The following is a 22,211-nucleotide window of genomic DNA, read 5'->3' on the forward strand; positions in this document are numbered from 1 at the left end:
ATATACAAGGCCAAATGGCATAAATAAGGAGTGCTCTTAAGAGAGCACCCCAACATTTGACTTAGAACCGTTTTGTTATTTGTTTATAATAGGTTAATAAGGGTTTAATTGATAAACGCTTATTTAACAAACAGAATATGATTTTTTTGGAATCAAACAAATGGGTCCTTGAAAGAATGAAAATACCCTAGAAAAAGAATCGTTCATGGTGGGAACCCAATTTTAAGATGGATAATGTTTTCGACAAAACTGACCCTGCTGGAAACATAAAGCCTAATATAGAGAAAAGTACAGAGCGAATTTATGGTGCTGTGGTAATGATTATGGCATTGGATCGAGCGATTCGGAACGAAAATCGTGAGAGTGTCTATAATGAAAGAAAGATATTGATAATATGAGTTCAGAATCAGACATTGCATTTATTTTCATTGCAAACTGTCCCTAACTAACGTATAATTATAGGAGTTTAGCTTAATAGACAGATAGTTTAATATTTCATATGTGCCTGGGCAACTAGTTTTTTGGTTAGAAACTGGTTGTTTATTTGGTTAAAGATAGATTTTCTTAAATCTCCATTCTGTAAGGCACTTTTTATATTTTTTCATTCAATAAACTTACAAAGAAATTTGCACTTACAGGAGCGATGATACAGGTGTCTAAAAAATACTATGCTGTAAAACAAGGCAAAAAAACTGGCATCTTTACTACATGGAATGAATGCAAACAAAATGTACACGGATACCCAGGTGCAGAATATAAAAGCTTTACTAGTAAAGCACAGGCAGAAAACTATTTAACTGGTACACAAGAAACTGACGATCCCGAAAAAGATAGGGGAACCGAAAGTGAAGCTGAAGTTGTAGCTTATGTTGATGGTAGCTTTAATGAAGTAAGCTCTGAGTTTTCTTACGGTTCAGTTATTTTTTACCAAGGAGAACAAACACATTTTGCTGAAAAATTTAGTGATCCTGACCTAGTTTCCATGAGGAATGTTGCAGGAGAAATTAAGGGTTCAGAAAGAGCCATGGCTTTTGCTGTCGAAAAGGGAGCCAAGAGCCTGACAATTCATCATGATTACGAAGGTATTTCTAAATGGTGTACAGGTGAGTGGAAAGCGAAAAAGCCAGGCACTATTGCTTATAAACAATGTTTTGACAATATTAAAAATGACGTGAAAGTTAAATTTGTTAAGGTTAAAAGCCACTCTGGTGATGAATTTAACGATTTGGCAGATAAATTGGCTAAAGATGCTTTTGTGCAAACAGAAATTGTAGAGAACTCAGTAGATAGTGTTTCCGAAAATCCAAAAAATATCGGTATCTTTGTAGAACCAAACAAGTTAGGAGAAGCTATTTGCTCTGCTGGGGAAAGTGAATGGAAGGATTTCCAACTTCTCTCTTTTGAAAAAGTTGGGAATGCTAAACGATGCATCTTTTCCGTAAATGATAAACAAGGTTCCTTGGATTTTTATTACAGAACAAGCAAAGGAACAACTACTATGACTCCTATCGGGAAAAATGTTGAACTTTCCTCGGTGCTTAGAGATCGAATTATCGAGCAAAGTGAATATACAGATACGGGTGTTTCTAAATCGCATACGTTTAGGATTAACAAAGAATGGGCAAATAAACTAGTGAACTTCTTAGGTGGACTAGAGGATATTGGTAAAGACCAGAAAAGCTACGAAAACCCTAAATACCAACAATACAATTTTGTGAGTGGTAGGGGCGATCGATTAAACGTAAACATATACGAAACAGGTAAAGTTGTTTTGCAAGGGAAACCTGCCTATCTTTATACTGAAGCTCTTTCCTTTTTATCTTACTGCCCAGAAGTTAATATCAATGATGTTGTTGAAGCAAATAATTCATTCTACGAAGTATATATTACAGTCACAGATACTAGAACAGAACTTCATAAGCTTATGCCAAATGCGTTTGAGAATATTGACGATACGCTAATCAAGATACTCTCTCCGGCAGTGTCCCTTAAAAAAATAAAAATGGAAATTGAAGACTATTCTTGTTACGCTTTTCCTGCTTTACGAGCACTGGAAGGTTACTTGAAGTACCTGTTTGGTATAGAAGGCGTTGAAATTGGGCATAACTATGGACAACAATTTGGGCACGACACTAAGACTGGTGCGTTTCACTTGAAAAAGCATACTGTACAGAAATTGAAGAATCCAAAGAGTGAAGTTCCGATAACGGAAGCTTACAATTACTTAAATAAAAACCGTCATACATTGTTTCATTCAGAACAATTATTATTTACTACTCGCATTTTAGAGGATAAACTAGAAGCAGATCAAATTGTAAATGAAGTCATTGATCTGATTGAACGAACATATACGTATCTTATAGCATAAGATAACTGAGGGAGAAGGTGGTTACTATGGCTAATTTTGAAGTGATACAACTTAATAATGCCCCATATGACTACTTGTTTATCGCGACAAGTTTTCGTAGCTCCCTCAGTGATTTAGCAAAGCTAGACAGTGCAGTGAGTATAGGGCAAGGTAAGATTTTGGTTGACCTTATGTTAATTAATGGTAACAAAAAGAACCGTTTTGTAGAATGCAATGTTGTAAATAATGCTTGCCGAAGACAATCAATAAAAATTGCAGATGATGTTGACGAAAATATTCGTCAAAAGAGCTTATCGTTTTTTAAGGAAAATGAACAACTCGTAAAAAACAGTGTACTACCAAAAGCCCTTCAGTACCTAATTACAACCGGTGATGCTATTTAGCAAAAAACTTGTGGAAGGATTGGGTAATGCCTTAATCCAAATATTCCATTTGTGGGAGGGGTGAGACTATATGTTTTGCTCCTTTTTCTTATGAACAAGAATATAATAAATACGTGCATCTACTGAACAGTGGGTGCTTTTTTTGTCTAATTTCGGAGGTGAGGATCATGAAGATACCACTTATAACAAAAATATTTCAATCAAGGTCAAATCCAAAGAATAGTTTTCTAGGAAACATCTATAGTTTCTTCTTTGGCAGTACAATAAGCGGGAAAGCAGTCAATGAAAGAACGGCTATGCAGACGACCGCAGTTTGTGCTTGTGTGCGGATATTAGCTGAAACGATCGCGAGTCTTCCGCAGCACGTGTACAAATATACCGATAACGGAAAAGAAAAGGCATTGAAACTCCATTTATATAACATGCTCCATGACGAGCCAAACTCCGAGATGATTTCGTTTGTGTTTAGAGAAACACTGATGAGTCATCTTTTATTAAGGGAAATGCCTATGTACAAATCATCAAGGATAGCAGAGGGAATGTGCTTTCTCTTTATCCCTGACAAGATGACGGTGAACCGAACTTCAACAGGTGAGCTTTAATATAAATACTTAAAGGACAGCGGGACAGTCATTCTTAGAAATGATGAGGTTCTTCATATCCCAGGACTAGGTTTTGATGGTCTTGTGGCCTACTCACCAATTGCAATGGCCAAGAATGCGCTAGGAATGGTACTATCTACTGAAGAATATGGGGCTAAGTTTTTCGCTAACAGGGCTAATCTCGGTGGTGTGTTAGAACATCCCGGTGTAGTAAAAGACCCTGCAAAAATGGGAGGAAGCTGGAATGCTGTTTATCAAGGAAATTGCAATGCCCATCGTATTGCGGTCCTTGAAGAAGGGGTGAAGTTTCAGAGTATCGGCATTGCACCAGAGCAGACTCAGTTCCTTGAAACGAGAAAATTCCAAGCGGAAGAAACTTATAGGATATTTAGAGCTGCACCTCACCTCGTTGCAAACCTTGATAAAGCAACCTTTAGTAATATCGAACATCAACCAATTAGCTTTATAGACAATACGATCATGATCTGGGTGGTGAGAATTGGGCAATCAATAAAGAAAGCTCTGTTGAATTCTACGGAAAAGAAGGGGTATTAATCAAAATTAACCTAATGGCCGACTTCGTGGAGTGTGTAAACGCTAAACTAAAATGGACAGTTTTTGCTCGATAAAAATGAACACTTTTGATCAATTAATCCTATTGATGTTTAAATCCATTAGACCGCCCATTGTTAAAATGCAATGAGTGACGAGTTCTATCTTTTAAAATGACCGAAACGAAAGAGGAGAATTAATGAATACGAGTAGAATGCTAGCTTTTGACCCTAATTATGAGCCCTTCCCATGTCATGAAGGTGATGAGGTATTCGCTAATGGAATATTTCAATTTAATATCTCACATATGATGGAGCATATTCACTCTGGATCTCTTATAGTTAAGACAGAAAGGATTGATGTGAATAGATGGTTCAAGACTCATTACCGCCCATCTGTTAATGAAAAGCACCTTCAAACCGTTGATATAAAGATTCCAGTTATCCAAGCAGAAATCAGACCAGGTAAGTACTCCATCATTGATGGAAATCACCGAATGGAACGGGCTTATCGGGAGGGCGCTCAGTATGTGGATTCGTACAAATTACAGGCAGAGCAGCTTGTACCATATTTTGTGAATAAACAAGGTTATAAGGCGTTTATTGATTATTGGAATTCGAAATTATAGATGTAAAAAAAGCAGTTCAGTTAGCATTACTTTAATGTATGCCTCAAAACCGAACTGCTTTTATAATGGTGAAATTACTCCGCTAGTGTCCCGGCTGCTTTTACCCGGATTTTGGTTGCGTTTCCTGGTAGGTAGGCTAGTGGGACGTCTTCAAAGTCTACAATTTCAAGGTCATCTGGGGATGCTCCTGCATTAATGGCTTCATCTTTAGCCATTTTCTTTGCGAGTTCTAGTGTTTCTTCTCTTCCTAATTCATCTAATGAAAAGACGCGTTCTATTTGGCCACTAACTTGTGCTATGGCTGAGCCGATTGCGTTGGCGACACCAAAATGGTTGGGGCGATGGACGCTTGATGCGCCTTTTAATTGATCAGGTAGTAAAATGCTGCCTCCACCAACTAGAATAACCGGAATTGGTTCAGCGCTTGTTTTCATACGGTCGATTGCTTCTTCTACTTTGTTGACTAAGGTTTGGTATGCTTGGTTGATTAATTCTGAGTCTAATTGGGATACAAGACTAGGGTCTCCCACTTTAGCTAGTCCTTTGGCAACCATAATATCTGTAGTGGTGAGTGTGTTTCCGCCAAAGACATAGGCTTCTTCTTGGAGGCGGTAACCGACACTGTCTGGGCCTAAAGTTACGGTTCTATCTTGATTTTGACGTACAATTGTGCCACCCCCAATACCAATTGAGGTGATGTCAGGCATTCGAAAATTTGTCCTAACGCCACCAATTTCAACGGCGAGTGATGATTGGCGTGGGAATGAGTTAACGAGTACACCGATATCTGTTGTCGTACCACCCACATCGACAACTAGTGCATTAGATTGGTTTGTTAAATAAGATGCACCACGAATACTATTGGTAGGTCCGCAGGCGATTGTTAATATAGGATATTTGACAGTGTATTCGACTGACATTAAGGTTCCATCATTTTGTCCGAAGAAGACTTTCGCCTCGACGCCTTCTTCTTTTAATGCATTGATAAATCCATTGGCCGTGTTACGTGCGACCTTAACGACTGCCGCATTTAAGATCGTTGCATTCTCGCGTTCAAGTAGGCCAACACTTCCGATCTCACTTGATAATGAAAGCGCCACTTCTTCACCTAAGACCTCGTGTAAAATCCGTTGAGCTTCAAGTTCATGTTCAGTAGAGACAGGTGAAAACACGGACGTGATCGCTACTGAATCGACCTTACCTTTTAATTCATGAGCGATTTCGTATAATTTCTCTGTATCTAAATCGGCTATTTCTCGCCCGTCAAATTCATGACCGCCATTAATAAGGTAAACGTGCTGACCTAAGATTCTTCTTAAATCATCTGGTACACCTACTAATGGTTTAATGCCTAATGTTGCAGGTGCTCCAATTCGAATCACAGCTACGTGATTTAATCGTTTACGTTCTACAATTGCATTTGTACAGTGGGTCGTACCAAGCATGGCGTAATGAATCTTTTCTTTCGGCACATCTGATGAATTTAGAATGTTCTTCACCGCATTATATATTCCAGTGCTAATGTCTTCTGTTGTTGGTTCTTTCGTTTCTGTTATCACATTAAAGTGTTGGTCTAACACGACAGCATCAGTGTGTGTTCCGCCGACATCAATTCCGATACGATAATTCCCCAATTACTTCGCCTCCTTTTGGTTCAGTTGTTCAACAGGTATATAATCCACATCATAGCCAAAATAACCAGGGCCAGCAGTGGCAATGCCTTTCTCTGTTCGCCACTTTGGATCACAAGGCATACCAATTACAATACAACGAGCCCCGTAGCGTAACCCTTCAGTTGTGATTGGCATACCTGTTTCAGCATCGAGCACAGCTATTAAATCTGGCGTCACACACAATACATCATCTCCACAAGTAGCTAGTAAATGTTCATTTTGGAAGCTTAATGTTAATTCGCTACCGTTGTAGTTATGAATGCCTTCAATTTTTGCGGTTCCTCTTGTAAAGCCAGTTTCCGTTTTACGATTTATATCACTTACTTTTCCTTGAAATAATTCATAACCACTGGTGATTTTTAAGACAGATTGGACAGGGTCATCATTATTCTCTTTCGCCTCTCGAATGCTACGTCCGATATTTTCCTCTAAAGTTAATGTGTTACGGATCGCTGATTGCTTCATCTCTTCACCTTTCATTGGGTAAATGGCTAACATGACTGAACCACCCATTTCAATGGTTGCACCACGCGCCAGTCGCTCAGCCCATACGCTATTAATTGTATTGAGTACCATCCCGTTACCTTTTTCATCTGATAAAACCATAGGAGTGGCACTCATACCATCTAAATAAAACGTCACCATCTGAAGTTCTGGAAATGCACGTCCCATTCCATCACAATCGACTACAGGAAGTCCCTGACGTGCAGCTAGAGCAAATGGGAGAAGCGAATTAACTCCTCCTGCTTCAATCGGCATTGTGGCATATATTTCAGTTGATAAATTATCTTTTAAAGATTGAAAGGCTGTAATCGCCTCATCACCACTTGGTATTTTTTCAACCATGACAGTTGGAGCGCCCATCATAGCCGATGGAACGATAACTGCTTCATCTGGAACCTCATCGGGATCTAATAGTTTAATAGGTCCATGTTCTTCTATTGCTTGAAGTGCCATGAGCTTCCCGATATACGGATCACCCCCGCCACCTGTTCCAAGTAAGGCAGCACCTACTGCTATATCTTCTACTTCTTGTTTTCCTAATAAACGCATGTGTATTATCCTCCTTTTAATTGGTTACCGGACTCGGTGTTTTAACTAGTAAGATCTTTGTGACAACAGCTTGCAATACAAATGCCACTAAGAATGCATCAAAGCCAGAAGCGCCTGTTATGGTAAATAAACCAAAGCCACCTGGTTGAGGTGTTGTCATAAAGGCAACTAATGAAGCTACGACCCAAACTGCAACACTTGGTAGATTTATATTTTCCATGTGGTTTAAGTGATCAAAGCTATACTTTGATTTATTGACTAAGTAATCAGCCACATAAATACCGCCAATTGGTGGGATTAAAACACTTAGGAAATTCAAGAATGGGATGAAGTTATCATAAATTCCCCCAACAGCTAATAATGTTCCAATTGTCCCTGCAATAATTGTTAAGACATATTTCGGCGTATTTTTAAAAATCGCTGAGAAACCAAGTGCTGATGAGTAAAGGTTATTATCGTTTGTTGTCCACTGTGCTAAAATCAATACAAGTAAAGCACCCGAGCCCCAACCTAAGCCAAGCATGATTGCGACAATGTCTGTTTCTGTAGTGAATTTAGCTAATATGAAAGAAGCTATTAAGACTAAACTAAAGCCTGCGAAGTATCCGACAAAAGAAGAAATGACAGCATCCTTAGTCGACTTAGCATATCTAGAAATATCTGGCCCAATAATGGCACCGACTGCAAGAGAACCAATGATTAATGAAACTGAAACACCAATGGATAACGGCTCTCCAAATAAATTACCACTAACCTGATTAGCTTCTGAACTATTTCCAACACGAATTAAAGATGCAACAATTAGAATCGCGAGTAACGGAACAGCTATGAAACTTAACTTCTCTATTGCCTTATAACCAATTACAGCTGTTGTGGTCATTAATATACCACCGATCACCACCAACAACTTTGGTGCGATCTCTATACCGAATGTGTTATTTATTACATGGGCTAAGCTCGCACCAAAAAGATCTAATTGCACCCCGAACCAACCAAACAAGGATAAAGCAATAACGACAGATACCGCATATGAGCCATATCGACCAAGCGCAAAGGTGGAAACTAATGCTGTTGGTAGATTTGTTTTCGCACCTACTACACTACATAAAGCACTTAAACAAGCTAATAGAAACGTTCCAACCAAAGCTGCAATAATTGCTTGTGACATCGTTAAGCCACCTGCAAGTGTTCCTCCAAGCACAATAGCGGATATCGCCACAATCCCACCTAACCAAACAATAGATAACTTGAACCACCCTTTACGTTTATGTTCAGGCACTGGTTCACGCTCGTAGTCTTTCACTAGATTTTTCTCAGCTACATCAGCCATGTTAACCTCCCCCGATCTCGTGTTTTAAACGTTAACTTCTTACAATCCCATTCCAGAATTGATTGAACATAAGGTCCATACGCTTATAGATCACATCAAGACTATACCGTTGCATCTCCCAAAACAGTCCATCCATCAACCCTTGAAACGTAGTAGCTAGTTGAACTGGATCATGCTTACCAATCTCGTCTTTATCTATTCCATGTTGAATAATTTGATAGAGCACATCATATTCACCTTTTTCCATTTCATTAAATCGATTCCTAATATCATCTTTTAAAAAGTCTGGCGGAAAAATCATGAGCCGAATTAAAAACTTAGACTTTAAATCTTCTCTATATTGAAATTCTATAGTCGATTTCAATATATTGTACAGCTGTTGTTTAGCTGATTGCTCACGACTAACTTGAGACTTAACCTCCATTAGGTGGCCGTCTAACAAATCATGGTATATCGCTAGAAATAGATCTTCTTTCCCGCTAAAAAAGGCATATACTGATGGTGGTTTAATCCCAACTTCATTCGCAATCTCCTTCATCGTCATACCTAGAAACCCATACTCAGCAAACAGCTTAGTAGCCGCAACTTTAATTTCTTCTCGTGTAGACATAATACCTCCTCACCTCCTAAGCCTAACTAATATTAGTTAGGTAGAATGGATAAAAAAATAAACGTTTTTGAGAGGCTAAACCTCCCTTCTTTTTCTGAATTTTTAGGTACCTGTAAATTGTTTTAAAAGAAATCATAGCATAGCGGGTGACTGAATACAATAATTTTTCTGAAAAAAGATTGAAGTAAGCGGTTTCTTACAATTTGGGGGCTGTGGTTGTGGTTAAAGGGGGGTGGTATTAGTGTCTAAATGAAGGTAAGAGTTGATAAGGGGGACAATGAAACAAAAAATTACAAAGTTACGCTTAATTATCCCTACATAATAAATACTGACTTTTACATGATTATCTATTTATGCAGGATAAGGTTGTTCGTATTATTTGCAAATGAGGACTGCTCAAACATGTTTTAAAGCTATAGCTGACTTACCAAAGTATTATCACTTTGGTAAGTCAGCTTCTTTGGATCATAGTTTTGCAAACGTCTACTTTACCTAGAATATTAATCGAAAAGAAACTTATGCTTGTTTTTAATTGACAATAAGTATCGTTTGGTAGATATTATTGGTAGATTTCAGCATATATCAAAAGATTATTAAGTCTAATATAATTAGGAGGATCACATGAGCGAAATTCACTATTTTCCTAGGTACTCACAAAAGGAAAACATGACCACGAACAATACACTGTTGTTATTTAGACAACTCTATTACAACAGCCAAGAGAAGTTTATGAATTTCATTAGAGCTACTCTGCAACAAGAAGATTTAGAAACGATGGCAGAGTTCAAACAACAGAAGAAAGCACCAAGCGGCAGCATTCCAGATGGTCTTATTGAACAAAGTAGCTTTAAATTTGTGATTGAGACTAAACTCTATGGCCAAGAGCAAATAGGTCAAATTCGTAATCACCTGTTTTCATTTGAAAATGAAGAACAACAAGTTTTGATCCTGATTAACAAAGAGCTAATTTCTAATGGGTTTGAAGAGGGTGTATCAAAAGTAATTGATGAGCATAATGAACAACACGGGACAAATATTCAACTAGCAACCACAACTTTTAAGGAAATATGTCAAGAATTTAGAGGGGTCATTCAACCATATGATCTTGAAATGCAAGCACTAATAGACGACTACGAAAAGTTCTGTTATGAGTCTAAGTTGATTGATAACTCTGATTCCAAAATTCGTGTCGTACTAACTGGGAAAACGTTAAAACAAAATAAGCAATACAACCTGTATTTTAACCCTAAAAGCCGTGGCTACCAAAATAGCAAATACATCGGTCTATATAAAAATAAAGCAGTAAGAGCAATTGGAGAACCCACGACGATTGTAGATACTCGTTACGACCCAGAAGCTGATGAACTAGAAATTATTTCGGTTATAAATGGTCACATCACTGAAGAAATGAAAGAACGAATTAAAGCAGTTAACCTTGAAGCTAAGGAACAATATGGCTACCCTGCAACTGAAGAAAGACGCTTCTTTTTCGTAGATCAATTCTATGAAACAAATTACCGGAAACAATCCAAAGGTGGTCTACCAGGAACAAGATACATAGACTTAGGCGAATTTGGTGATGAGTACGATACAGACATGACTGCAGAACAAATCGCAGAGTTACTTGAAGGGAAAGAGTGGGGGATTTGATTAGGGAGTTAAAGGAATTAATTGGTTCTATGAATATTTTTCTTAATTTTTTCATGATAAAAAAGTGTTTGAGCAAATTAGTTTATGAATGGTTTGTTTATTAGTATTTTATAGTTGTAAGGCATTTAATTTTGGAGGTGTATTTATGAATAGATTTGAGAACAATGTTGTATTAATTACTGGTGGTGCCTCTGGTTTAGGACAAGCTGCAGCACTTCAAGTAGCCAAGGAAGGTGCTAAACTTTCGCTAGTTGATTTGAATGATGATGGATTACAAGATGTCAAAAAGCAACTTGAATCGGAAGTTCCTGATGTAGAGATTATAACGGTTGAAGCGGATGTTTCTGATGAAGAAGCGACTAAAAACTATGTGAATAAGACGGTTGAGCATTTTGGACGAATTGACGGATTCTTTAACAATGCAGGAATTGAAGGTAAACAAAATCTAACCGAAGACTATGGCAGTGACGAATTCCGTAAAGTTGTAGACATCAACTTGAATGGTGTATTCTACGGATTGAAGTATGTATTAGATGTGATGAAAAGGCAGGGGTCAGGCTCTATTGTAAATACAGCATCTGTCGGCGGCATTCGTGGAGTCGGGAATCAATCTGGATACGCTGCGAGTAAACACGGTGTCGTAGGCTTAACGAGAAACTCAGGTGTAGAGTACGGCCAGTACAATATAAGCATCAACGCGATTGCACCGGGCGCGATCATGACAGCCATGGTCGAAGGATCACTCAAACAAATGGCTGGTGACAACTGGGAAGAAGCTGGAGAAGAGTTCGTTAGTGCGAACCCAATGAAACGCTTCGGGAAACCAGAAGAAGTCGGCCACCTCGTTGCTTTCCTTCTGTCTGATCAAGCAAACTTCATTAACGGCTCTGTCATCCCGATTGATGGTGGACAATCCTTCAAATATTAACTATTTGTGAAGAAGCGCTCACATTGGAGTGCTTCTTTTTTGCATATTTGTCATGAATAATTCGGAAGCACGGGGACGGTTCTCGTGCTTCCTAATACTTTCTAAACCCACGCAAAAATATAGTGAAAAATGTATTGAAATAGGATATAATACATTTAATATCAAATTCATCCAACGTTTAATAAGATTTTATCCCCTTAAGGTACCATGCCACCATCACCATCACTCTTCTAATCATCATTTCCGATTAACAAAAATGCATCGTTTCTAGTAGACTAATCTCCTTAACACTCCTTAATCGTCTTTTCCAATTAAACAATCAAACAATAAAATAATGCCTGGAGGAAATCATTTGTCAGAGAAAACATTAAGTATTGGTTTGAAAGGCCTAGAAGGTTATCGTGTCCAAGTTGAAGTTCAAGTAATTGACGGGTTAGAGTCGATTGTTGTTGTCGGACTGCCAGATGCATCTGTAAAAGAGTCGAAAGAGAGGGTATCGGCAGCATTGCATAGTATGGGATTTCCATTAATAGATAAAAAAGTAGTCATTAATTTATCTCCTGCTGTAACAAAAGAAAAACGGGCCTTTGTTTGATCTCGCCATAGCTCTAGGGATCTTAAAGAGTGGTAACTTCATACAAGAGAGAATTCCAAGTGATGCAGGTTTCATCGGTGCTCTATCGTTAGACGGAACCGTTCTTCCTGTTGAAGGTATGATTGCTGCTGTATTAGTAGCAAAAAAATTAGAACTAAAAAAGCTTTTTCTCCCGTATGATCCATCCATTCCTTCTATTGAACTAGACAACTTAGAACTGACTTATATTTCTTCTCTTCAAGATGTCATAGACCATCTAGCAGGACGACAGCCTTTATCATTCATTGAACCTAGGCCAATACCTAAAGAAGAAAAGGTGGTTGAAAGGGATTTTAATCAAATTATTGGTCATGAATTTGCCAAAAGAGCACTAGAGATTGCTGCAGCGGGTGAGCACTATGTTTTGATGGATGGACCTCCCGGTTGCGGGAAAAGTCTTTTGGCCGAAACGTTTCCTTCTATCCTGCCACCACTTTCAAAAGAGGCACAGCTCGAAAAAATGAGCTTATACCAATTAGCAGGTGCTTCCAACTACTCCCTTACTATGCCTCCATATAGACATCCACATCATTCTGCATCAGCTGTGTCACTCATCGGCGGGGGAACGAACCCGAAACCAGGTGAGGTTTCCTTAGCACATCGTGGGGTTCTTTTCTTAGACGAACTAGCTGAATTTTCCAAGAAAACGTTAGATATGTTGAGACAACCGTTAGAAAACGAAAAAGTAACGATTAGCCGTGGTCGATAAGTGATGACAGTCTATTCTTGGCGATGGGCTTAAGAAAATTGAAAAGTGACTCCATGATCAATCAGGCTATGGTTGCTAGAGAGAAGGGAGGTGGAAGGTACTGGTGAAAGGTTAGTATGTACGAGGGTTTTAGTGGTGATGAGCTTTCATTTAAAAATAGTAAACAATCTACCTACAGAGTGGTGATAAAAATGCCTCGTAAAGCTAGAGTAAAAAGCAAAACTGGGATCTACCATATTATGTGGCGTGGGACGGGAGGTCAAGATATTTTTCATGATGATGGTGACCGGTTAAAATATCTTGATACCGTTTTGAAATATAAGAAGAGAGCGGATATGTCTGTGTATGCTTGGTGTTTAATGAGCAATCATGTTCACTTATTATTGCAAGAGGGAAATGAAGATATTTCGATTACAATGAAGCGGGTTGGGGTAAGCTTTGCTTCTTATTATAATTGGAAGTATAGCATAAAAGGGCATCTGTTTCAGGACAGGTTTAAGAGTGAGAATGTTGAGAATAATCAGTATTTAAGGGCAGTCGTAAGGTATATCCACCAAAACCCACTGAAAGCAGGTATCGTTGATCAGGTTGAGGCATGGAACTGGAGCAGCTGTCGCGGGTATTATGGAAAAACAGTGTACCCATTAGGATTATTGGATGCTGAATTTGTTTTAGGAATGTTTTCAAGCGATAAGGAGATGAAGAGGAAAGCGTTTAAAGTGTTTAATGAAAAAAGAAATCTTGACAAGTGTCTTGATGAGTCTATCTATAAACCAAGGTTATCCGATGAAGAGGCACGGGCAGAAATTAGAAAGATTCTTGGTGAAGTAGAGATACCGCAAATTAAGGGTTTGCCAAGGATGGAAAGGAATGATTTATTGAAAAAAGTAAAGCGGATAAACGGTGTTTCCCAAAGACAAGCAGCGAGAATTTTGGGCGTTTCCCCTAACCTTGTCTTTAAGGCGTAGGGAATCTGCGGGACGGTTCACGTGCTTCCTAGTGTTTTCCAATAGACTAAGTTTTCAGGAAGCACGAGAACCGTCCCTGCGCTTCTCTCGTCTATAAAATATAAGCTAAAATCCTTTCAAGGAATTATTATCAGGGATAAGAGGTATGAATTTAAGTATTCAAGTTATAATGGTTTATATCAGTATATAATTATTCACTTTATTTATAAACCAATCTTTAGGGTTTTTTGAAAGTTGGTTTCCTCCTTTCTATTCAGCATCTTTTACCCCAGACTTTACATAAAACGAACCAAGCAGAAGGATCCCCCCGCAAATGAAAAATATAGGAGCCAGTCCCAAAGATTGTGAAACTAAACCGAATGATACTGGACTAATAGATTGTGCAATTCGGTTTCCTGTTATACGTATACTTAAAGCTCTACCTCTGAAGTTATCTGGTGATAAATTAATAACCGCAACTGTTGATAATGGTTGCGCTAATCCCATTCCTGCTCCCAAAAATAAGAAAATGATAGTCCAATAAATGAAAGAATCGTTAATTGGTAGAGTCATATAACAGATTCCGCTAAGCAATAGAGAGATAAAAAGCACAGTAAAACGATTAACATGCTTTAATATGAAGCCTTGTACCATCCGTATGAACATGGAGGTTATACCTTGCAAACTGATGAGTGCGCCAATCTGTGTTGTAGACGCTCCATGGGATGATGCAAATAGTGGGAAGTATGTAATGATTACATCTTTAGAAAATTGCACGAACATACTAGCAGAAATAGATTTAAACATTCCAGGGATTTTAATTAAATCTAAAGCAGAATATGAGTTATCCTCTGCCTTTTTAGTAGGTTTTTTCTCATTTTGTGGTTGATCTTCATGATTCATTTGTTGTTTAAGCAGTAATAAGCATAGAATTGTAGCTACAAACGATGTCACCGAAAATATTAAAAAAGTATTATAAATGCTACTTTCAGAGATGATTCCCCCAATTAGGGGCCCGATTAATTGTCCCCCGGATACCCAAAAGCTAAACCAACCAAAGTAGTGATCACGTTTACTTATGTCAACATACTGACTTAGAGTATTTTGAAAAGCTATAACTATAAATAAGTGAGCTATACCGGATAAGGTTTGGGATATATATAAAATTGATAGATACGGCCAAATAAACGGTATGATCAAAGAAAAACTGATAGTCAGTAAACCTAGGGAAATAGGTAGGCTACCTTTAAATTTGTCGATAACTTTCCCTGCTTTAAAAGCAAGAAATAAAGGGATAAGCGAGAAACTAGCAGCTATAAGTCCAATCTCTATGGCGCTAGCATTTAAATCAAATGCTAGTAGCGGAACCATGGGACGAATACCTTGTACAATCGCTTGGTGTAGAACGCCACATAGAAAAATAAAATAAATAGGGGTTCGTTTATTCACATTAACACCTCAACGTAGACTTCAAATTTATTTAGTAAAACAACTACTATCTATGACCTAAATTCGAAATATGAGCAAATGATAATATTAAAAATCGAATTCTTTTACAAAGTTGACAAAGGCGTCAATGATATTAAGTTCTAATGATTCACGTTGGTATAACAAGAAGGCTCGACGTTTTAAAGGATTTCCATTTTCCATACTTATCGGTATTCGGAAAAAGTGGATTGAGTTTTCTAAAACGATACTTGGAAGAACAGCATAGCCCAGTCCGTGCATGACCATTTGTTTACATGTATCTGTTGTTCCTACTTCCATCCCGACTTGTGGCGGTTTTGAAAAGCGTTCAATCCACCAGTCATCGATAACTGCACGTGTTTTATAATTTGAATGATAATCAATTCTAGGGAGGTCTGGAAGTTCATCTAAAGTAAGTTCATTTTTTGAGACGATATTAATCGATTCCTCAAATAGCATATGTTTTTCTATTGCATTTGAATAGTCACCTCTTCCTATCCCAACGTGTACGGTTTTGTTTTGAACCATATCCTCTATTTCTAAGCTACTGGAAGTAATGACTTTGAACTTCACTTTAGGATATTTTTTTTGGAATTCACTTAGAATAGCTGGAAGTTTGTATCTAGTCACTAACTTAGATGCTCCGATTCTTAAGGTCCCTTCAAAGTTATTGTCCATATTCAAAACGTCTTCGTTGATTTGTCTTAGGCGAATTAGCATCTCTTCAGCGTAGTTTGCGATATACTCACCCTTTGGAGTAAAACTAATCCCTCGAGCTTCTCTAGTAATGATTTTAAATCCAAATTCGCTTTCCATTTTCCTCATTCGTTTTGAGATTGTCGGCTGTGTGATGTATAACGAATGGGCTGTTTTGGTTATGTTTTTGTTTTCATTTAACGTTTTAAGTATTTCCCAATCTCTGAATTCCATCTTTATTTCCTCCTATGTGTATAAGGTATTCCATTTTGTTATGGCTAATAATAATAAATTGCTATTTCTCTTTTTATCTATAGTAACATATAATTCCTAATATACAGAAAAATAGATTTATTCAAATTTATTTTCAACTAGAAATGTATTCAAAGGAGGAGTTATATGTCGCAAATTAGTGTGCCATGTGTCGTTTATCGAGGTGGAACGAGTCGGGGGTTGTTTTTTCATAAACGAGACTTACCCAACGATGAGGGGCTGCGTAATCAGATATTCTTATATGGAATAGGTTCTCACGATGAGTCACAGATCAATGGGTTAGGTGGTGGAACTTCACACACGAGTAAAGTCGTTGTCATCGCCCCCTCTGACCGTGAAGGTGTGGATGTTGACTATACATTCTACCAGCTCAGCATGGGTGAAGAAGTAGTAGATGATCGTGGTACTTGTGGGAATTTAATGGGAGCTGCAGGTGCTTTTGCAATTGATGAGAATTTAGTGCAAATAAATGAAAGCGCATTCTCAATAGTGACACTCTATAATACAAATACTGACAGCATTATAAAAGTTAAGGTACCTCTAGAAGATGGTGTTGCTAAAGCTCATGGAGATTATGAGGTGCCTGGTTTAGTTGAACCTGGTGCTAGAATTGAGATTGATATTTTGGATCCAAGTAGCGGTGTAACTGACTCAATATTGCCTTTAGGCCCTACTAACGAAATGAAGGGAGAAGAGGGGACAATTGAGTTTACATTTACGGATGCCGTGAATCCCGTCGTGTATGTTAAATCGGAATCAGTTGGGTTGTCAGGTACTGTATCAACGGATGAATTGAAAAGTGATCCGAATATTATTAGTACTTTAAATAATATTCGTGATCAAGCAACCGTACAAACTGGGATTGCAAAAGATATGGATGAGGCTCGAAATGTATATCCAGCTGTACCTAAGATTGCTTGTGTTTCTGAACCACAAGATTATGTTACAACTTCAGGCAAACTTGTGAAGAAAGAGGAAGTAGATATATTAGCAAAGATGATTTCTATGAGTCGTGTTCACCGCACATTTGCAGGAAGTGGACTGATGAATCTAGCAGCATCCGTTTTACTTGAAGGTACGATTCCAAATAAAGTCACCAATGTCCCATCATCAGCGACAGAAATCCGAATTGGGCATCCTGATGGTGTTGCGGTTATTCGCTGCTCATTAAAAGATAATCAACAAGACGTAGAGTCTGTAGGTTACGACAGGACTGCAAGACGATTGATTAAAGGTGAATTGTTTGTTCCTAAGAAGAAATAGCTTAAATTGTAAATGATTCCAATAATACGGTCGCCGTTAGATTAATTTGTGATTAAAAGCGCAAAGTCATTTAATAGTTAGAAAATTTGTGGAATAATAAAAATTCAGAGGGGGATTTTCATGAAAAAGTGGATTTTGTTTACTTCAATTGCATTCACATTGGCATTTATTACAGCTTGTGGTGCGGATGAGGATGAAAATGTTAGTGGTGAAGATGTGCTTGATGGTTATCCTGATGATGATATTACAATCATATGGAGTTCTAGTCCTGGTTCTGGGGGAGATATTTTCCTTAGAAGTCTAGCTGAACCATTGGAAGAGCTTTTAGATGTTTCTGTAGTTGTAGAAAATCGGGAAGGAGCTTCAGGTGCCAATGCATGGAATCATATACTAAATAATACAGATCCAGACGGTTATACTTTATTAGGAACTAGTGCAACGTTTATTAGTTCTCCAGTTATGAACGACTTAGATATTTCTCATGAGGATTTTAAGCCAGTTGCTCAAATGTTCACTGAGCCGCAATTCCTTTACACTTATGCTGATTCTGAATTCGATGATGCAGAGGAACTTATTAATCACGAATTAGAAAACCCAGAGGAATTACAGTGGGCTACTGCGACTCCGGGTAGTAAAGATAATATTTCAATCTCTATGATATTAGAAGAAACGGGGATAGACCCTCATACAGTAAGCTTTGATAGTGGTACAGATGCACTAACACAAATTGTTGGTGAACACATTGATGTGGCACTTGGTGAATATTCTGCGCTTCAAGGTCAAATTGATAGTGGGACTGTAAAGGTTCTTGGGGCTCTAACTGAAGAGCGTTATGAACACTTGCCAGATGTACCAACTTTAACGGAATTAGGTTGGGATGTCGCTCCAATTTTATCTCGTGGATTAGTCGTTCATGGTGATACACCAGACGAAATCGTTGATTATTTAGCAGAAGTATTAGAAGACACTTATGAAGATGAAGGGTTTCAAGAGGTATACGAACAGCAAGGACTTCAGCCTGATTATGCACCGCGTGATGAGTTTAGAAGCAATCTTGAAGAAATGGATGACTTCGTACGTTCACTTCTAGACTAGAAAGGGACGATCTACATGAATAAGGGAACTTTTATCGCATCTCTAATAGTAATTGGAATAGGGGTATGGTTATTTTGGGGTTCAGGAAGCCTTGGCCAAACGAGTACTGGCCAAGACCCTCTTGGTCCAGCTTTTTATCCAAGGTTGTTAGCTGGTTCATTTATTGTCCTAGGTTCAATCTTGCTATTTCAACAAGTGTTTAAACAAATGAATATGGCTTCACAGAAAGTAGAGGATGAAGAAGATGAACCAGAGTATATGTCATTTAAAAATAAAATGACCATTATTTCTATTATTCTATTAGGTGTTGTATATATCTTTGTTCTTGACTCAATAGGTTTTATTTTAGCTACAACTCTATATATTGTTGCGTTGATGTTAATTTTACATGAGAGAACTTGGTGGAAAATTGGATTAACATCTGTAACAGTATCAGTTGTTCTATATTTATTATTTAGTGGAGTTTTGAATGTACTTCTTCCAACACTCTTTTAACTTGAAGAGAGGAGCATAACAAGTGATTGATAATCTCATATTAGGTTTAGAATATGCCATTTCCTGGCAAGCTCTTCTGGTTATTGTTATCGGAGTGGCTTGGGGGATTATAGGTGGTGCCATTCCAGGGATTACAGGATCGATTGCAGTAGCACTACTCTTACCTTTTACATTCACAATGGAACCTGCCTTAGCTTTAATGATGTTAGCAGGTACATATGTAGCAGCTGAATACGGTGGAGGAATTCCAGCCATACTGATTGGAGCTCCCGGAACAGCATCTAACGCAGCGGTCGTATTGGATGGCTATCCCCTTCACAAAAGTGGTCATACGGGTAAGGCACTTGGGACCTCATTAATCATTGGTACGATTGGTGGAATCTTTAGTGTAATTATTCTTATATTACTAGCTATTCCATTAGCTTCAGTTGCCTTAGCATTTTCTGCACCGGAGTATTTTGCGCTCTCCGTATTTGCAATTACAGTAGTGGCATCACTCGTTTCTAATAGTATCGTTAAGGGTTTAATATCAGCAATATTTGGGCTTATGCTAGCGTCAATTGGTTTAGACCCTTTTACAGGGGAACAACGATTTACGTTTGGTATGCCAGAGCTTAGTACAGGCCTTGAAATTTTACCAGTGCTGATTGGACTTTTTGCAGTCAGTGAATTGTTCTTAATGGCCATCAAAAAACAACAAAATAAAAACTATTCGAAAGGTGTATCAACCCAATTCCCTACTTACAGGGAATTACGATCCACTTGGAAAGCAACTTCAATTGGGTCGGTTTCAGGAACATTCTTTGGCCTTATGCCAGGTGTCGGAGGAACGATCGGTTCTTGGGTTGCTTATAATGAAGCGAAAAGATGGTCGAAAAATAAAAAGAAATTCGGTAAAGGTTCACTAGAAGGAGTAGCTGCACCCGAGGCGGCTAATAATGCTGTAACAGGTGGAGCCATGGTACCACTTTTAGCCCTTGGTATACCTGGTTCTACAACGACAGCTATTATGATTGGTGCATTGATGATTCATGGAATTTCTATTGGCCCCATTATGTTTACAGAAACACCTGAGATTCCTTACTCATTATTTATAGGTATGCTAATTGCCCAATTTACCATGTTGGTAATAGGTTATTTAATCATTAAACCTGCAATTAGAATTAGTGCAACGCCACCACCAATTCTTTTATCGGTGATTTTCCCACTAGTATTTGTGGGCGCATACTCTATTAGTAATCATACTTTTGAGGTAGGAGTTGTACTTCTATTTGGTGTGATTGGCTTATTAATGAAAGTCTATGGCTTCTCACCACCAGCTACTGTACTTGGATTAGTACTAGGAGGGTATATAGAGACTAACTTCAGAAGAGCTTTATCTATGTCATCTGGTGATTACTTAGTATTTGTTCAAAGCCCGATTGCTTTAATATTCCTGATATTAGCAGTTCTAAGTCTAGCAGCACCATTTATACAAAACCGACTAATGACGAGAATTAAAGAGAATCACACATGATCTAAAAAAGATAGCGAATAACCTTTTAAATAGATAGGCACTTTTCATTTCGCAGAGGTTGGGTGGGAAGTGTCTTTCATATGTAGATAGCTAGCTCCCACAACCCATTTACTGTAACCCAAGAAGCCCCCACTTCAAGCAACCAGTAAGGGTGGTAAGTGGTAGGTAGTTCACGAAGTTGTGGTCACTATGACGACCCATTAAATAATCCATAAAGAGAGAGTGCAATTTTGAGATAATCCAAGCACTGTGGATAACCAAACAGCAAACATTGATTTTTATAAAATAGAGAGAAGATCACAACATATTTAAAGGTCAGCCAAGAACTACTCAGCTGACCTTTAAATGATTCTATAATAAACCACCCTTATTAAGAGGATGGATCTAGTTCACACCTTAATTCGTAAACCAGTCGTGTAGATCATCTGATTTGATGGAGATGTAAACATCATTCTCAACCTCAGGATTATTATAACGGTCCCGCTTATGAAATACAACAACACCGTCTTCTGATGTTTCAATGGTACCATCTTCTACAATCCATCCGCCATTAGGGCGTGTATAAGTGTCATTTTCACTGACAACTCTATATTCACCCGCTTCATACTCTGTGATCGAGAAGTCGCCAATATCTTCTGAAAAAGTTTCATCATCTGAGATATAGATGTTAATTGTTTTTAAGCCATCGTCATTGGTATAAAATTCAATTTCTTGATCTGATGTTGTATAGTGACTCCAGTCAAATGATGATGACCTCCAATCAATTTCCCCAGTATACATTTGCCCGTCATCATCTTCACCATCTACTTGTGTTGCAACAACCTCTAAAGCAATATCACCACTAGCCCCTTGGAATTCGATGTCATTGTCTCCATGTGGCCAGTTCACTAGAATACGGTATTGTTCAGTGTCGTTCTCTGGTGTGAATGTTTCTGAATGGTCTACTTCCTCCCAGTTACCATCAATCATTCTTTCCATAGTGAGTACGACAGGAGAGTCACCATTACTTGGGAATAAGTCTCCGTTAGTATTTAGGTCGACGCTGTATTCTACAGGTAGTTCGGTATTGTTTTTGTTAATATCAAAGGAATAGACTTCTTTTTCATCCATTCCAGGGTATAGATCGTCACCTAAATCAAAGTCCCCATTACCAATTGTTTGTCCATCACTATTGACAACATCGACATCAAATGAAGCTGCTGTTGCTGTGTTGTCCTCACTTGAAAACTCTGATGTAAAGTAAGCAATTGTTCCAGATAGTGCAATGGCAAAAACTAAAGCACCAATTAAGATAAATAGCTTTTTGTTCTTTCTCATACATATTCCTCCTTCAAATAAT

Annotated in this window: 17 protein-coding genes and 3 pseudogenes; 13 read left to right on the forward strand and 7 right to left on the reverse strand. The window is 38.1% G+C overall.

Features of this window, described 5'->3' with window-relative positions:
- Positions 1 to 192: 192 nt before the first annotated feature.
- The 5 genes and pseudogenes from ABDZ63_RS13465 to ABDZ63_RS13485 all read left to right on the forward strand — a co-directional run.
- Positions 193 to 398: pseudogene (locus tag ABDZ63_RS13465) on the forward strand (terminase TerL endonuclease subunit); the annotation flags it as partial.
- A gap of 254 nt (positions 399 to 652) precedes the next feature.
- Complete coding sequence (locus ABDZ63_RS13470; RefSeq protein WP_343784312.1) at positions 653 to 2,368, forward strand: ribonuclease H1 domain-containing protein; 1,716 nt, start codon at positions 653 to 655, stop codon at positions 2,366 to 2,368.
- 26 nt (positions 2,369 to 2,394) lie between these two features.
- Positions 2,395 to 2,751, forward strand: a complete 357-nt coding sequence (locus ABDZ63_RS13475) for a type II toxin-antitoxin system RnlB family antitoxin (RefSeq protein ID WP_343784314.1) — start codon at positions 2,395 to 2,397, stop codon at positions 2,749 to 2,751.
- A 296-nt stretch (positions 2,752 to 3,047) separates the two neighbouring features.
- Positions 3,048 to 3,908, forward strand: a pseudogene (locus ABDZ63_RS13480) (phage portal protein).
- Positions 3,909 to 4,104: 196 nt separating this feature from the next.
- Entirely contained in the window at positions 4,105 to 4,533 is a 429-nt protein-coding gene (locus ABDZ63_RS13485) for a hypothetical protein (RefSeq protein ID WP_343784316.1), read from the forward strand.
- 74 nt (positions 4,534 to 4,607) lie between these two features.
- Here the strand turns inward: ABDZ63_RS13485 and ABDZ63_RS13490 are convergent, their stop codons facing one another.
- The 4 genes from ABDZ63_RS13490 to ABDZ63_RS13505 are packed head-to-tail and all read right to left on the reverse strand — an operon-like array spanning position 4,608 to position 9,199.
- A complete protein-coding gene (locus ABDZ63_RS13490) occupies positions 4,608 to 6,167 on the reverse strand; it encodes a hydantoinase/oxoprolinase N-terminal domain-containing protein (protein ID WP_343784318.1) in 1,560 nt (519 codons plus the stop codon).
- Complete coding sequence (locus ABDZ63_RS13495; RefSeq protein WP_343784320.1) at positions 6,168 to 7,259, reverse strand: S-methyl thiohydantoin desulfurase family protein; 1,092 nt, start codon at positions 7,257 to 7,259, stop codon at positions 6,168 to 6,170.
- A gap of 16 nt (positions 7,260 to 7,275) precedes the next feature.
- Positions 7,276 to 8,589, reverse strand: coding sequence for a purine-cytosine permease family protein (locus tag ABDZ63_RS13500; protein WP_343784322.1), 1,314 nt, complete (start codon positions 8,587 to 8,589; stop codon positions 7,276 to 7,278).
- Between the two features lie 31 nt (positions 8,590 to 8,620).
- On the reverse strand, positions 8,621 to 9,199 hold the full coding sequence (locus ABDZ63_RS13505; RefSeq protein ID WP_343784324.1) for a TetR/AcrR family transcriptional regulator: 579 nt from the start codon (positions 9,197 to 9,199) through the stop codon (positions 8,621 to 8,623).
- A 621-nt stretch (positions 9,200 to 9,820) separates the two neighbouring features.
- Between ABDZ63_RS13505 and ABDZ63_RS13510 the strand changes: the two genes are divergently transcribed.
- The 4 genes and pseudogenes from ABDZ63_RS13510 to ABDZ63_RS13530 all read left to right on the forward strand — a co-directional run bounded on the left by ABDZ63_RS13510 (position 9,821) and on the right by ABDZ63_RS13530 (position 14,088).
- Positions 9,821 to 10,849, forward strand: a complete 1,029-nt coding sequence (locus ABDZ63_RS13510; RefSeq protein WP_343784326.1) for a hypothetical protein — start codon at positions 9,821 to 9,823, stop codon at positions 10,847 to 10,849.
- Between the two features lie 145 nt (positions 10,850 to 10,994).
- On the forward strand, positions 10,995 to 11,777 hold the full coding sequence (locus tag ABDZ63_RS13515) for a glucose 1-dehydrogenase (RefSeq protein WP_343784328.1): 783 nt from the start codon (positions 10,995 to 10,997) through the stop codon (positions 11,775 to 11,777).
- A gap of 352 nt (positions 11,778 to 12,129) precedes the next feature.
- Positions 12,130 to 13,111, forward strand: a pseudogene (locus ABDZ63_RS13525) (YifB family Mg chelatase-like AAA ATPase); the annotation flags it as partial.
- Positions 13,112 to 13,236: 125 nt separating this feature from the next.
- Positions 13,237 to 14,088 (forward strand): transposase, encoded by an 852-nt coding sequence (locus ABDZ63_RS13530; protein ID WP_343784334.1) that lies wholly within the window; start codon positions 13,237 to 13,239, stop codon positions 14,086 to 14,088.
- Between the two features lie 249 nt (positions 14,089 to 14,337).
- Here ABDZ63_RS13530 and ABDZ63_RS13535 read toward each other — a convergent pair whose 3' ends face one another.
- Both ABDZ63_RS13535 and ABDZ63_RS13540 read right to left on the reverse strand, forming a co-directional pair.
- Positions 14,338 to 15,516, reverse strand: a complete 1,179-nt coding sequence (locus ABDZ63_RS13535) for an MFS transporter (protein ID WP_343784336.1) — start codon at positions 15,514 to 15,516, stop codon at positions 14,338 to 14,340.
- 87 nt (positions 15,517 to 15,603) lie between these two features.
- Entirely contained in the window at positions 15,604 to 16,464 is an 861-nt protein-coding gene (locus ABDZ63_RS13540; RefSeq protein ID WP_343784338.1) for a LysR family transcriptional regulator, read from the reverse strand.
- Between the two features lie 165 nt (positions 16,465 to 16,629).
- Between ABDZ63_RS13540 and ABDZ63_RS13545 the strand changes: the two genes are divergently transcribed.
- The 4 genes from ABDZ63_RS13545 to ABDZ63_RS13560 all read left to right on the forward strand — a co-directional run bounded on the left by ABDZ63_RS13545 (position 16,630) and on the right by ABDZ63_RS13560 (position 20,872).
- The gene (locus ABDZ63_RS13545) at positions 16,630 to 17,766 is read left to right on the forward strand and encodes a PrpF domain-containing protein (protein WP_343784340.1); all 1,137 of its coding nucleotides are present in this window, start codon (positions 16,630 to 16,632) and stop codon (positions 17,764 to 17,766) included.
- Between the two features lie 120 nt (positions 17,767 to 17,886).
- Positions 17,887 to 18,861, forward strand: a complete 975-nt coding sequence (locus tag ABDZ63_RS13550) for a tripartite tricarboxylate transporter substrate binding protein (protein ID WP_343784342.1) — start codon at positions 17,887 to 17,889, stop codon at positions 18,859 to 18,861.
- 15 nt (positions 18,862 to 18,876) lie between these two features.
- Complete coding sequence (locus tag ABDZ63_RS13555) at positions 18,877 to 19,356, forward strand: tripartite tricarboxylate transporter TctB family protein (RefSeq protein WP_343784344.1); 480 nt, start codon at positions 18,877 to 18,879, stop codon at positions 19,354 to 19,356.
- Between the two features lie 22 nt (positions 19,357 to 19,378).
- Positions 19,379 to 20,872 carry a tripartite tricarboxylate transporter permease gene (locus ABDZ63_RS13560; RefSeq protein WP_343784346.1) on the forward strand — a complete coding sequence of 498 codons (1,494 nt, stop codon included), beginning with the start codon at positions 19,379 to 19,381 and terminating at the stop codon, positions 20,870 to 20,872.
- Between the two features lie 396 nt (positions 20,873 to 21,268).
- Here ABDZ63_RS13560 and ABDZ63_RS13565 read toward each other — a convergent pair whose 3' ends face one another.
- A complete protein-coding gene (locus tag ABDZ63_RS13565) occupies positions 21,269 to 22,189 on the reverse strand; it encodes a hypothetical protein (RefSeq protein ID WP_343784348.1) in 921 nt (306 codons plus the stop codon).
- Between the last annotated feature and the right edge of the window lie 22 nt (positions 22,190 to 22,211).

This window comes from Alkalibacillus silvisoli (genome assembly GCF_039521975.1).
Classification (GTDB): Bacteria; Bacillota; Bacilli; order Bacillales; family Alkalibacillaceae; genus Alkalibacillus; species Alkalibacillus silvisoli.